Genomic DNA, 13,660 nt, shown 5'->3' on the forward strand with positions numbered 1-13,660 from the left:
TCAGAAGGAGTATACAATACCCCTTCTGATCTTAATAACGTTAATTTTATCATATTCTACAGTAAGAATGATGGTTTCATCAAAAATTGTCCGTTTTTTTTCGTTTTTTAATTCATATATCTGAATTTTTCTACGACCACCGGTTGCAATTGCTTTCCTTGCAGCGCTTCTAATACTGTATCTTCCAGTAACTCCATACGAGCTACCATTGAGTTCGGTTTTTTCTCTGGCGCATCTTGACCGAATGGGACGAAGTAGATGTTTTTTGTTGCCATTAGGCGCATGAGATTTACCCCATTTAACCCTAAAGCATCATTCGTCGAAACTGCCAATACGACAGGCTTGCCATTTCTTAGCGTCGCTTTTGCTGCCATTAGTACTGGAGAGTCTGTCATTGCATTTGCAAATTTACTCATAGAATTTCCTGTTAAAGGAGCGATTACCATGCAGTCTAATGGAATTTTAGGTCCAAGTGGCTCTGCTCCAACAATTGAATTAATTGCTTTAAAACCTGTTATTTCTTCAATCTTCTTAATCCACTCTGCTCCTTCTCCAAATCTAGTATTTGTTGATTGAACAGTGTATGAAACAACAGGACGTACTTCTGCTCCTTCAGCAATTAATTTTTCTAAGTGCGGCATAACTTCCTCATACGTACAATGTGAACCTGTAAATCCGAAACCAATTCGTTTCCCCTTCAAACTCATTTCTTTTCCTCCTCCTTTGCAATTGCATCTGCTGCTAATAACTGAGAAAGAACATTTGCTAAAATTTGCCCAGCCGTTTTTGGGGCAACAATACCTGGTAATCCAGGTGCTAGCAATGCTTTGACTCCTCTTTTTTCCGCATATCTAAAGTCAGTACCGCCTGGTTTAGAAGCTAAATCAATCACTAACGTATGAGCTGGCATTTTTGCAATAACATTCGCTGTTACAACGAGGTGCGGAATCGTATTAATTACAATATCGATATTTCCTACTTCTTTCTCTATGTCTTGCATATGAAAAGGAGAAAACATCATTTCTGTAATACGTGCAATATGTTCAGATCGTCTTGCTCCAACTTTGACATGGGCTCCTAATGATTGAAATGCTCTCGCAACACTCATTCCTGTTCTACCAAATCCTAGAACCATTACATTGGACCCATGAATTGTATAGTCGGTATGTTGAATTACCATCATTAATGTACCTTCTACCGTTGGAATAGAATTGTATATTGCTACATCATCACGATCAAATAATTTAACAAGTTTTCGGTTCGTAGTAGATACGAGATTTTCCAAGTAAGGTGTACCAATACCTGAATATATAGTAAAGTGTTCTGGTGTATTTTCAATTTGTTCTTTCGTTATTGAAACTTTTTCATTTGAAAAAATAGTATCTACTTCTCCTTTGGCATTTGTACCGGCAACCGGCAAAATAATTGCGTCTACAGAAGTGAAATCTAAATTTTGTATACTTTCTTTTGCTGCCCCTGTGAAACCATGATCTAACTGATCAAAACCTATCAAAGAAAGTTTCGCATCCAATTCAACTAGCTTACGAATTACTTCTAGCTGCCTTGCATCTCCTCCTATGACAGCAATATGCATCTCAGTCAACATTCCCTAATTCACCTTCTTTTTCTGTCATTTATAAGAAAAGTGCCTACTTTTTCTTTTTCCTCCACATCATATGTAATGTACGAGTTTATGGTGATTGAAAATCCAAATGCACATATGATTTATCAGGTTTCTATGTAGATACAAAAAAAGATGACCAAAATGGCCATCCTTCACTCCGAATTTGAACGATCTATACTATCACAAAGAAGCATATCGTGTCCGACTTTCTTTATTTGACTCCATGCCACTCTTACTTCTTGTGGTTCCTTTTTAAAACCTCCCCACTTCCCTACAGGTATTATAAGTGTTTGTATTTGTCCGTCTTTCTCATTAATCTCTAAATCCATATAACCTAAGGCTCCCATTTTTTCCGCTTTTTCTATATCTACAACCTCTTTACCGCTTAATTCACTTAATCGCATACTCACTCCACTCCCCTACTAAATTTTTCATTTGCATTGTCTATAATTAGTACCTATTCTATATGTATAAAAAAAATAACCTTCTCTCATTTAAAAAGAGAGAAGGTTATTTTCAGATACATCGTAAAAGTTGATTATAGTTTTATTCCTTTTGGAAGTTTTCCATCTGGACTAATTAATGCTGCAGAGAATTCATCTGTAAACATGTTACGAATTAACCCATCTACATTTTCTTTTGTTACAGTGTTTACACTTTCGATAATCTCATCAAGTGAACGATGCTTACGAAGTAGCAATTCATTTTTACCATTACGGCTCATACGACTATTCGTACTTTCTAAACTTAACATTAAGTTTCCTTTTAATTGCTCTTTACTATTAATAAGCTCTTTTTCTGTAATACCTGTATTTTTCAATGTTTCTAATGTTTCTTGCATTGTTTCATACAGTGTATCTAATTGTTGACTACCTGTTCCACCATACAGTGTTAACATACCTGTATCTTCATAAGAAGAATGGTAAGAAAATACTGAGTAAGCTAACCCACGTTGCTCACGTACTTCTTGGAATAAACGGCTACTCATACTACCGCCTAAAACGTTATTTAATACAATTAAGTTATAAATGTCTTCGTGTCCCATTTGTAAGCCTTTATATCCTAAACATAAATGAGCTTGTTCTGTTTCCTTTTTACGTGCTACTTTGTTAAAATGGAATATTGGACTATGTACTTGTTCACGGTTTGTTGTTCCTTCATAACTACCGAAATATTGCTCTACCGTTTGTAAGAAGGCTTCATCAATATTTCCTGCAACTGAAACAACTACATTTTCAGGTGTATAATGATCCTTAATATATTGGCGTAGCGTATCACCTGTAAACGTATCAAGTGTTTCTTCTGTTCCTAAAATAGGATATCCAAGCGGATGCGTTTCATATGTTGCTTTCGTTAACATATCATGCACAATATCGTCTGGAGCATCTTCGTACATTTTAATTTCTTCACATACGACATTCTTCTCTTTTTTCAATTCTTCTTCATCAAATGTTGAATTAAAGAACATGTCAGCTAATACATCTAAAGCATATTTAGCATGTTCATCTAGCACTTTTGCATAGTAACAAGTGTACTCTTTTGAAGTAAAAGCATTCACTTGCCCACCAATACTATCAAATGATTCTGCAATTTCGCGTGCACTACGTGTTTCTGTCCCTTTAAAGAACATATGCTCTAAAAAGTGAGAAATCCCGTTATTTTTTTCATTTTCATTTCTTGATCCCGCATGGATCCAAATACCAATCGCAACCGATCTTACAGTTGGTATATTCTCCATAACTATTCTTACACCATTTTTACAAGTATATTTTTTAATCAAAAACTTTCCTCCTACTGCCAGTTTCTCTAAATAAGTGCTATTATTTAATGATAACAAGTTTAAGGATGAATGTCATGCAAATGTATTTAATCCACACGTTTTTCATCCAGTAATTCTGTTATATTCCCTACTTTATATCCTTGTTCCTTCAATTTTTTAATCATTGTATCTAATGCTTCTGCCGTTGACGAAGTAGGATGCATTAATACGATAGCACCTGGGTGTATTTTTCTCATTACTCTCTGCAATAGTACATCTGGCTCAGGTCGCTTCCAATCGATTGTATCGACAGTCCACATAATCGTTCCCATTTGGAAATCATCAGCGATTTTCACGACTTCATCCCGAAAACTTCCACTCGGCGGGGCAAACCATCTCACCTTTTGATTCGTAGCAGCTTCAATCATTCGATTTGTTTTTTGTAACTGCTCTCGTATTTCATCAGACGATAGCGTTTTCATATTAGGGTGCGTATAAGAATGATTTCCGACTTCTTGATTTGCATCGACAATCATTTTTGCAAATCGTAAATTTTCTTTCACCCAACGTCCTTCTAAAAAGAAAGTCGCCTTCACATCATGCTTTTTCAATATTTCTAATATACGAGGCAAATACTCGTTTCCCCATGCCACATTTATTGTTAATCCCACCATCTTTTTATTCGGATGCCCCCTATAAATTGGAGCAGGTGATAAATCTTCTAAGTGGACACTCGGTGATACTTCCTTAAATTCAAGGTGTTTTTGATCAAATTCCTTTAGCTTCTTCATATTGTTATAGGATGCTTCCATATCAACTTGTCTTCCATTATATCCTGGTGTTGCTTTCCATATCTTATCAATCATCGCATTTTGAGGTGCAATCTCATATTGTTTTGCATGCTTTTGAATTTCTTCATATAAGTTATCCTGTGCAAAAACAGAATAAGAGCCTAAACTGACATATAAAGAAAATATACATATGTATGCCAATATACGAACTTTCATATAAACCCTCCCAAATTAACTATATAAAAAAACATTTTTCTTCTTATCTTTGTTAATTTGAGCGTTATAATGAAAACTATACCTATACTGACATAAAAATATATATAAATCATATTTTTACATAACAAAAAAAGCCAGTTAAACTGGCTTTCGCTTATTGCTGCTCTTGTTTGTTTTCTTCTTTAGCAGCTTCTTTTTCTTGCTCTTCTTTTAGCAATACTTTTCTAGATAGATTAACACGACCTTGCTTGTCAATCTCGATAACTTTAACCGTAATTACGTCACCGATTTTTACAACGTCTTCTACTTTACCTACACGCTCAAGTGCAAGTTCAGAAATGTGAACTAATCCATCTTTACCGCTGAATAATTCAACGAAAGCACCGAATTTCTCAACACGTTTCACTTTTCCTTCGTAGATTTCACCTACTTGTACTTCGCGAACGATATCTTCGATAATTTTCTTAGCTTTGTCGTTCATTTCTTGGTTTATTGAAGAAATGAATACTGTGCCATCTTGCTCGATGTCAATTTTAACGCCAGTTTCTTCAATAATTTTATTGATTTGTTTACCGCTCGGTCCGATAACGTCACGGATTTTATCTGGATTAATTGTCATTGTAATAATCTTTGGAGCGTACGCTGATAATTCAGTGCGTGGCTCTGGAATAACAGATAACATATGATTTAGAATGTGCACACGACCAACTTTCGCTTGTTGTAATGCCTCTTCTAAAATCTCACGAGATAGACCATCGATTTTAATGTCCATTTGTAGTGCAGTTACACCTTGTGCTGTACCTGCTACTTTAAAGTCCATATCACCTAAATGATCTTCCATACCTTGAATATCAGATAAAATTGTGTAATGCTCACCAGTTTTAACTAGACCCATTGCAATACCTGCAACTGGAGCTTTAAGTGGAACACCAGCATCCATCATTGCTAAAGTACTACCACAAATACTTGCTTGTGAAGTAGAACCATTTGATTCTAAAACTTCAGATACAAGACGTACTGTGTATGGGAAATCTTTTTCAGATGGAATTACAGGCTCAAGTGCGCGTTCTCCTAGTGCACCGTGACCGATTTCACGACGACCTGGTCCACGCATTGGTCTAGTTTCACCAACACTAAATGATGGGAAATTGTAATGGTGCATAAAGCGTTTTGATTCTTCTACACCAAGACCATCTAAAATTTGCACATCGCCTAATGCACCTAATGTACAAATACTTAATGCTTGTGTTTGTCCACGAGTGAACAAACCAGAACCGTGTGTACGAGATAAAATGCCAACCTCTGATGCTAATGGACGGATTTCGTCACCTTTACGGCCATCTGGGCGGATTTTTTCAACTGTAATAAGACGACGTACTTCTTCTTTTACAATTTTATATAAAATCTCATTTACTTGTCCTAATGTATCAGCGTCAGCTTCCTGCGCTTCGTAATGCTCAATAACACGCTTTTTCACTTCGTTAATTGCATCTTCACGTGCATGCTTCTCATGTACTTGAATTGCTGAATGCATATCTTCTTCAGCCATTTCACGTACAGCTTGGTTAAGATCAGCGTCAACTTCATAAAGTTTCACTTCTGTTTTCTCTTTACCTACAGCTTGTACAATCTCTTCTTGGAATGCAATTAGACGTTTAATTTCGTCATGACCAAACATAATTGCTTCTAACATTGTTTCCTCAGGCACTTGATCTGCTCCTGCTTCAACCATGTTAATTGCATCTTTCGTACCAGCTACAACAAGGTGAATATCACTTTGTTCTTGCTGTTCTACTGTTGGGTTGATAACGAATTCGCCGTTAATACGACCAACTGTTGCACCCGCGATTGGACCTTCAAATGGAATATCTGAAATCGATAACGCTAATGAAGAACCAAGCATAGCTGCCATTTCAGAAGAACAATCTTGATCAACACTCATTACGATGCTGACAACTTGTACTTCGTTACGGAAACCATCTGCGAAAAGTGGACGGATTGGACGATCGATTAAACGACTTGCCAAAATTGCTTTTTCACTTGGACGACCTTCACGTTTAATGAAACCGCCAGGAATTTTTCCGACTGCATATAAACGCTCTTCATAGTTTACTGTAAGTGGGAAGAAATCTACATTTTTTGCTTCTTTTGATGCAGTTGCTGTAGATAGAACCGCTGTATCGCCATATCTTACTAATACTGCTCCGTTCGCTTGTTTTGCAAGCTGACCAGTTTCAACTGTTAGCTGGCGACCAGCTAAATCTATCGAGAAGACTTGCTTTTCTTGACTCATTTAAGTACCCCTCTCAATTTAAAGTATTCAATTCTTCTATGTAAATGGATAGTATATCACAATATTCTACCTCTAGTATTGCCTAAAATTAAGTAAGCTATAAAGCGTAGAAGATATATTTTTACCTAACAAAAAAGCGGGAATATTCCCGCTTCTTTGACTATCGACGTAAGCCAAGCTTTGTGATTAATTCACGGTAACGTGTGATATCGCTATTACGAAGGTAAGTTAGTAAGTTACGACGTTTACCAACCATCTTTAATAGACCACGACGTGAATGATGATCTTTCTTGTGAGTACGTAAGTGCTCGTTTAGAGTGTTAATTTGCTCCGTTAGGACAGCAATTTGAACCTCTGGAGAACCAGTATCAGTCTCATGAGTTCTAAATTGTGCAATGATTTCATTTTTACGCTCTTGTGTTAAAGCCATCCTATTTCACCTCCTATTAATTAAACCCCCAATTACCTAGCAAGCGTCGGTGAGTCGCAATGCCAAGCAATGGTTGTCATAAAGTACATAACATAGAATACTACTTTTCATTTGAAAAAGCAAGTATATTCTTTTCGCTCACAAAATATTCTTGGGCTGTTTTCTTATCTTTTGCGATTTGTTCAACTAACTCATCAATACCGTTGAATTTCTTTTCTGCTCTTATACGCATATGCCACTCTACTGTAACATTTTGATCGTATATATCTTTGTTAAATTCAAATAAATGCACTTCAATTGATAATTGACGCTCATCTTCTTTAAAAGTTGGTTTATATCCAATATTACATACACCATCGTACCATTCATCGTGAACTTTTAATCTCACTGCATAAACACCTACAGGTGGCAATAAATACTCATCACTTAAACCTACATTAGCTGTTGGAAAACCAATTTGACGTCCACGTTTGTCGCCATGTATAACTGTTCCCGCTACAGTATAGGCTCTACCTAAAATAGATGGAATTTGCTCCATTTCGCCATTTCGAATTAACTTTCGTAATGCTGTAGAACTTACTTTCTCTTCTTGAAATTCAACTTTTTCAATCACAGTCTGTGTAAACTCCCCTCTTGCATGAAATGGTAAAGTCTCCATCTTTCCTTTTCCTAAACGTCCATATGAATAATCAAACCCTGCTACTACATGCTTTACATTTAAACCAATAATATAATCATCTACAAATTGTTGCGGTAATAACCCTGCAAATGATTCATCAAATTTAATTACATATAATATATCGATTCCTAAGCTTTCGACTATTTTTTCTTTATCGCGCATCGGTGTAATATACTCCACATGCGCATCCTTTTTTCCTAAAACAACAGATGGATGAGGATGAAATGTCATAACTGCACTTTTATATCCTCGGTCGTCCGCTATTTTTTTCGCAGTTCGAATTACACATTGATGTCCTAAATGAATGCCATCAAAAAATCCTAATGCCATTACAGTAGGTGGTAATTCTAATTTATTTTGTTCATGTGGATGAGTTAAATGAATAAGTTTCACGCTTGAATTCACCTTTTTCTGTAATAATCCTTCCAATAATTCATTATAGCTTTAGTTCTTGATTATTCACAAGTACTTTCATCGGCTTTAACATACCAGGATGTTTCGGATGATGTTCATAAATTGCTAAGCAACGATCATTTTTATCAAACACTGTAATAAATGGTGCTGTTATTTCTAATTCATTTTTTAAGAACATACCATTCTTTATTTTCTCTGCTTGCTTTTCATCTACAACCATTTTTGGAAACTTACTTAATGCTTCATCAATTGAAATGAAGATAGACTCTACTGTTCCATTTTGCACGTTTTCTTCAATTTCTTCAAATGATATGCAATCTTCTAATAAAAATTCACCAGATGCCGTTCTTATAAGGTGCGACATATGTGATGGGAAACCAAGTTTTTCCCCGATCATTACAGCTAACGTTCTTACATATGTTCCTTTACTACACGTTACACGGAAACGGAATGAAATATTTTCTCCTTCAAAAACTTCACGATCATCAAGTAATATGAATTCATGAATTGTAATTGTACGAACTGGACGTTCCACCTCTTGCCCTGCTCTTGCATATTCGTATAATTTTTTCCCGTTTACTTTTACAGCCGAGAACATTGGTGGCATTTGTTCAATCGTGCCTGTTAATTCCGCAAGGACTTTCTCTACTTCCTTACGAGTAATAGTACGATCTACATTTTTCGTTTCAACAACCTCACCAGAAGCATCTTCAGTTGTCGTTGAAAACCCTAATGTTACTTCACCTTCATATGTTTTCGTTTCACTTGTTAAAAATTGTGCAATTTTCGTTGCTCTTCCAACGCAAATTGGTAATACTCCTGTTACATCAGGGTCTAATGTTCCCGTATGACCAATTCTCTTTTCTCGCAATATCTTTCTTAATTTAAATACACAATCATGTGATGTCATGCCTTTTGGCTTATGTAATAATACTACACCTTCCATATATGTTCACCTCATCATAATTCTCTCGTAGTAAATATCCAAAACTTATTTTGCATTGAAAAAATGGATAGACAAATGTCTATCCATTATTCTTCACGTTTACCGTCTTTATTAATTTCATGTAAAAGTGTATCAATTCGATGACCATATCCGATAGACTCATCAAACTCAAAGGTAATTTCTGGTGTTTTACGAAGACGAATACGTTGGCCAATTTCTGAACGAATAAAGCCTTTTGCCTTCGCTAAACCTTTTAAAGTATTTTCTTTCTGTTCTTCATCACCTAAAACAGAAATATATACTTTAGCAATTTGTAAATCACCACTCACTTGTACATCAGTTACTGTAACAAATCCAATACGTGGGTCTTTAATTTTACGACTGATAATGTCGCCTAATTCTTTTTTCATTTGCTCGCCCACACGGTTCGCACGTAATTTCATAACTCTTCACCTCATTCAATACCATTCCAAATGTGTTATTGTACGTTCAATTTCAGGAAATGAATCGATGTACTCAAGTACACGATTCATTTCTTTCTCACAGATAACACGATTTGAGGATACGGAAACAATTGCAATTTCTGTACGTTGCCATACATCTTGGTGCCCAACTTCAGAAACAGCTACATTATAGCGCTGTTTTACACGAGTTAACACACGTTGTAAAATTGCACGTTTCTCTTTTAAAGAATGCACATCGTAAATCATACACTCGAATGAGAGTGAAGCGATAATCATCGCTTCACTTCTTCCATAATGTACGCTTCAATGATGTCCCCTTCTTTAAGATCATTATATCTCTCAATTGTAATACCACACTCATAGTTTTGTGCAACTTCTTTTACGTCGTCTTTGAAACGTTTTAACGTATCAAGTTGTCCTTCGAAAATTACTACGCCGTCACGGATAATACGTACGCCACTATCACGCGTAATTTTACCGTCTGTTACGTAACAACCTGCGATTGTTCCAACTTTTGTTACTTTAAACGTTTGACGAACTTCTGCTTGACCGATTACTTTTTCTTCGAATTCTGGATCAAGCATACCTTGCATAGCTGCTTCAATCTCTTCGATTACTTTATAAATAATACGGTGTAAACGAATATCAACGTTCTCTAATTCAGCTGTACGCTTCGCGTTCACATCTGGACGTACGTTAAATCCAATTACAATTGCATTAGATGCAGAAGCTAAAATGATATCAGATTCTGTAATCGCACCTACACCAGTGTGAATGATTTTAACTTTTACGCCTTCAACATCAATTTTACGAAGTGATGCTGCCATCGCTTCAACAGAACCTTGTACGTCTGCTTTTACGATTAAGTTAATTTCTTTTACATCGCCCTCTTGGATTTGTTGGAATAAATCTTCAAGGCTTAATTTAGATTTCTCACCACGTTGTGCAACTAACGCTTCTTGTGCACGTGATTCACCAATTTGACGAGCTTTCTTCTCATCAGCAAATGCCATGAAACGATCTCCAGCCTGTGGTACTTCGTTTAAACCAGTAATTTCAACAGGAGTTGATGGACCAGCAACTTTTACACGACGACCAATATCACTTACCATTGCACGAACACGTCCGAATGAAGTTCCAACAACGATTGGATCTCCAACTCGAAGCGTACCATTTTGAACAAGTAATGTCGCGATAGTTCCTTTACCTTTATCAAGCTGTGCTTCGATTACTGTACCAGTTGCATAGCGGTTTGGATTTGCTTTATATTCTTCTACTTCACTTACAAGAAGGATCATTTCTAGTAAGTTGTCAATGCCTTCGCCTTGAATTGCAGAAATTGGTACGAAAATAGTATCTCCGCCCCAAGCTTCTGGAACTAATTCATATTCAGTTAGTTCTTGCATTACGCGATCAGGGTTTGCAGCTGGTTTATCCATTTTATTCACAGCAACAATAATTGGTACTCCTGCTGCCTTCGCATGGTTAATTGCTTCAACCGTTTGTGGCATAACACCGTCATCCGCTGCAACAACAAGGATTGTAATATCCGTTACTTGTGCCCCACGAGCACGCATCGTTGTAAATGCTGCGTGACCAGGTGTATCTAAGAATGTAATCTTCTTATCGTTTACTTCAACTTGATATGCACCGATATGCTGAGTAATTCCACCCGCTTCGCCTGCAGTTACTTTTGAGTTACGAATAGAATCCAGTAATGTTGTTTTACCATGGTCAACGTGTCCCATGATTGTAACTACAGCTGGACGTTCTTTTAAGTTCTCTTCATCATCTTGCTCATCAATGAATGTTTCAAACTCAGTCTCGCTTACAATTACTTCTTCTTCTACTTCAATACCGTAGTCGTTAGCAATTAACTCAATTGTATCTTTATCCAAGTCTTGGTTAATTGTTGCCATAATTCCAAGCATGAAGAGCTTCTTAATAATTTCAGATGGCTCTTTGCTTAATTTTTTAGCAAGATCTCCTACTGTAAGGCTTCCAGAGAAAGTAATTTTATCTGGTGTTTCTACAATTTGAGTTTGTTGTCTACCAGCAAAGTTCTCTTGACGTTTGTCTTCGTTTCCTTTGCCTTTTTTCTTTTTCTTATTGCTGTTCTTTTTACTGCGAACAACTTTTTCTTCTACTTCAAACTCATCTGCAACAGAAGGTTTTTCAGTTTGATATTCATTATCTAATTTATTTACTACTTCATCGTCTAACATTGTCATATGATTCGAAACCTCGATATTCATTTCTTTTAGTTTTGTCATAAGATCTTTACTTGAGATATTATGTTTTTTTGCATATTCATGCACTCGAATTTTACTCATACCTTCACCCCCGGTAATTTGTATCGAGCATGCTACGCAGCTTTTTCGCAAAGCCTACATCTAACACAGCTACAACGACTCGCTCATCTCTCCCAATCGCATGCCCTAATTGTTGTCGATTTTCGACCTTTCTCATTGGTACGTTGTAGTACGTAGTTTTATCTGTGATGCGTTTTGTAGTATTTACTGACGCATCTTCAGATAGCAATACAAGTTTTGCTTTGCCACTTCGTACTTCTTTTAAAACGAGTTCTTCACCCGAAATAATTTTCCGAGCCCGGTTTGCTAGTCCTAAAAACGATTTCCAATCGGACACTTATTTCGACTCCTTCTCAACAAGCTCAAGAAGCTCTTCATATAAAGAACCGTCGATTTTCGCTTTTAGATGATGTTCCAAAACATTTTTCTTTTGAGCTTGAAGAATGCTCTCCTTGTCCTTCGACAAGTAAGCACCTCGTCCTGATTTTTTCCCAGTTAAATCAATGGACACTTCTCCCTCTTTGGAACGAACAATGCGAACGAGCTCTCGTTTTGATTTCATTTCTTGCGTTGCAACACATTTTCGTAACGGAACTTTTCGATTGCTCATACTCATCACCTCTATTCGATTTCGTCTTCCACTGAATCGAATCCAAATGCGATTACGCTATCTTCTTCTGTTACAATACCAAGTTGTTTCGCATCAGACTCACTCTTAATATCAATTTTCCAGCCTGTTAATTTAGCTGCAAGACGTGCATTTTGTCCACGCTTACCGATAGCTAATGATAACTGGTGGTCTGGAACAACTACTGTTGTCGCTTTTTCTTCTTCATCTACAAGTACTTTAACAACTTGTGATGGGCTTAATGCATTTGCAACATATTCAACTGGATCATTTGACCAGCGGACGATGTCAATTTTTTCACCTTTTAATTCGTCTACAATGCGTTGTACACGTTGCCCTTTTGGTCCTACACAAGAACCAACTGGATCAACATCAGTGTTCTCTGCATATACAGAGATCTTAGAGCGATCGCCAGCTTCACGTGCTACAGAACGAATTTCTACAGTTCCATCATAGATTTCAGGAACTTCCATTTCGAATAAACGTTTTAAAAGACCAGGATGTGTACGTGATACGTAAATTTGTGGTCCTTTTGTCGTTTTTTCTACTTTCGTAATGAATACGCGAATACGATCATGTGGTTTGTATTGCTCATTAGGCATTTGCTCACTTACAGGTAATAAAGCTTCTACTTTTCCTAAGCTTACATAGATGAAACGAGCATCTTGACGTTGTACAATACCTACCATAATATCTTCTTCACGGTCACTAAACTCAGAGTAAATAACACCGCGCTCTGCTTCACGCACTCGTTGTGTGACAACTTGTTTTGCAGTTTGTGCTGCAATACGACCAAAGTCTTTTGGTGTTACTTCAATTTCTAGTACGTCACCATCTTGGTAGTTTGGATTAATTTGTCTTGCTTCCTCTACAGAAATTTCAAGACGTGGATCAAACACATTGTCTACTACGTCTTTACGTGCTAAAACTTGAATTGTTCCCACTTCTGGGTTAAAGCTCACACGAACGTTTTGTGCTTGATTAAAATTGCGCTTATAAGCAGAGATTAAAGCTGCTTCAATCGCATCAATAATAATGTCTTTGCTAATGCCTTTTTCAGATTCTAATACGAGCAAAGCATCTAATAACTCAGTGCTCATGAAG

Annotated in this window: 15 protein-coding genes; all 15 read right to left on the reverse strand. The window is 36.6% G+C overall.

Going from position 1 to position 13,660, the window contains the following annotated elements; genetic code table 11:
- Positions 1-107: 107 nt before the first annotated feature.
- The 15 genes from dpaB to nusA all read right to left on the reverse strand — a co-directional run bounded on the left by dpaB (position 108) and on the right by nusA (position 13,656).
- Complete coding sequence (gene dpaB / locus NST27_RS18555; protein ID WP_000053596.1) at positions 108-707, reverse strand: dipicolinate synthase subunit B; 600 nt, start codon at positions 705-707, stop codon at positions 108-110.
- A complete protein-coding gene (gene dpaA, locus NST27_RS18560; protein ID WP_000954735.1) occupies positions 704-1,606 on the reverse strand; it encodes a dipicolinic acid synthetase subunit A in 903 nt (300 codons plus the stop codon). Before dpaA ends, dpaB begins: the two co-directional genes overlap by 4 nt.
- Positions 1,607-1,776: 170 nt before the next feature.
- Positions 1,777-2,028 carry a YlmC/YmxH family sporulation protein gene (locus tag NST27_RS18565; protein ID WP_001239756.1) on the reverse strand — a complete coding sequence of 84 codons (252 nt, stop codon included), beginning with the start codon at positions 2,026-2,028 and terminating at the stop codon, positions 1,777-1,779.
- Positions 2,029-2,162: 134 nt separating this feature from the next.
- A complete protein-coding gene (locus NST27_RS18570) occupies positions 2,163-3,404 on the reverse strand; it encodes a M16 family metallopeptidase (protein WP_000592989.1) in 1,242 nt (413 codons plus the stop codon).
- Between the two features lie 86 nt (positions 3,405-3,490).
- Positions 3,491-4,390 carry a polysaccharide deacetylase family protein gene (locus NST27_RS18575; protein ID WP_000868232.1) on the reverse strand — a complete coding sequence of 300 codons (900 nt, stop codon included), beginning with the start codon at positions 4,388-4,390 and terminating at the stop codon, positions 3,491-3,493.
- Positions 4,391-4,544: 154 nt separating this feature from the next.
- Positions 4,545-6,683: a polyribonucleotide nucleotidyltransferase gene (gene pnp / locus NST27_RS18580; RefSeq protein ID WP_000076754.1), complete on the reverse strand. Its 2,139-nt coding sequence runs from the start codon at positions 6,681-6,683 to the stop codon at positions 4,545-4,547.
- 160 nt (positions 6,684-6,843) lie between these two features.
- Entirely contained in the window at positions 6,844-7,113 is a 270-nt protein-coding gene (gene rpsO / locus NST27_RS18585) for a 30S ribosomal protein S15 (protein ID WP_001229392.1), read from the reverse strand.
- A 100-nt stretch (positions 7,114-7,213) separates the two neighbouring features.
- The gene (gene ribF / locus NST27_RS18590) at positions 7,214-8,185 is read right to left on the reverse strand and encodes a bifunctional riboflavin kinase/FAD synthetase (RefSeq protein WP_000766702.1); all 972 of its coding nucleotides are present in this window, start codon (positions 8,183-8,185) and stop codon (positions 7,214-7,216) included.
- A gap of 43 nt (positions 8,186-8,228) precedes the next feature.
- Complete coding sequence (truB, locus tag NST27_RS18595; protein ID WP_000399348.1) at positions 8,229-9,152, reverse strand: tRNA pseudouridine(55) synthase TruB; 924 nt, start codon at positions 9,150-9,152, stop codon at positions 8,229-8,231.
- A gap of 86 nt (positions 9,153-9,238) precedes the next feature.
- The gene (rbfA, locus tag NST27_RS18600; RefSeq protein ID WP_000776437.1) at positions 9,239-9,595 is read right to left on the reverse strand and encodes a 30S ribosome-binding factor RbfA; all 357 of its coding nucleotides are present in this window, start codon (positions 9,593-9,595) and stop codon (positions 9,239-9,241) included.
- Between the two features lie 15 nt (positions 9,596-9,610).
- Positions 9,611-9,892: a DUF503 domain-containing protein gene (locus tag NST27_RS18605; protein WP_000582363.1), complete on the reverse strand. Its 282-nt coding sequence runs from the start codon at positions 9,890-9,892 to the stop codon at positions 9,611-9,613.
- Positions 9,889-11,949, reverse strand: a complete 2,061-nt coding sequence (gene infB, locus NST27_RS18610) for a translation initiation factor IF-2 (RefSeq protein ID WP_000036343.1) — start codon at positions 11,947-11,949, stop codon at positions 9,889-9,891. The genes NST27_RS18605 and infB overlap by 4 nt, the downstream gene beginning before the upstream one ends.
- A 4-nt stretch (positions 11,950-11,953) precedes the next feature.
- On the reverse strand, positions 11,954-12,265 hold the full coding sequence (locus tag NST27_RS18615; RefSeq protein ID WP_001286524.1) for a YlxQ family RNA-binding protein: 312 nt from the start codon (positions 12,263-12,265) through the stop codon (positions 11,954-11,956).
- A complete protein-coding gene (gene rnpM, locus NST27_RS18620; protein ID WP_000071127.1) occupies positions 12,266-12,538 on the reverse strand; it encodes an RNase P modulator RnpM in 273 nt (90 codons plus the stop codon). It lies immediately after the preceding gene.
- Positions 12,539-12,549: 11 nt separating this feature from the next.
- Positions 12,550-13,656 (reverse strand): transcription termination factor NusA, encoded by a 1,107-nt coding sequence (gene nusA, locus NST27_RS18625; RefSeq protein WP_000102604.1) that lies wholly within the window; start codon positions 13,654-13,656, stop codon positions 12,550-12,552.
- Positions 13,657-13,660 lie beyond the last annotated feature (4 nt).

Source organism: Bacillus sp. FSL W8-0770 (assembly GCF_038008705.1).
In the GTDB taxonomy this organism is placed as follows: Bacteria; Bacillota; Bacilli; order Bacillales; family Bacillaceae_G; genus Bacillus_A; species Bacillus_A cereus.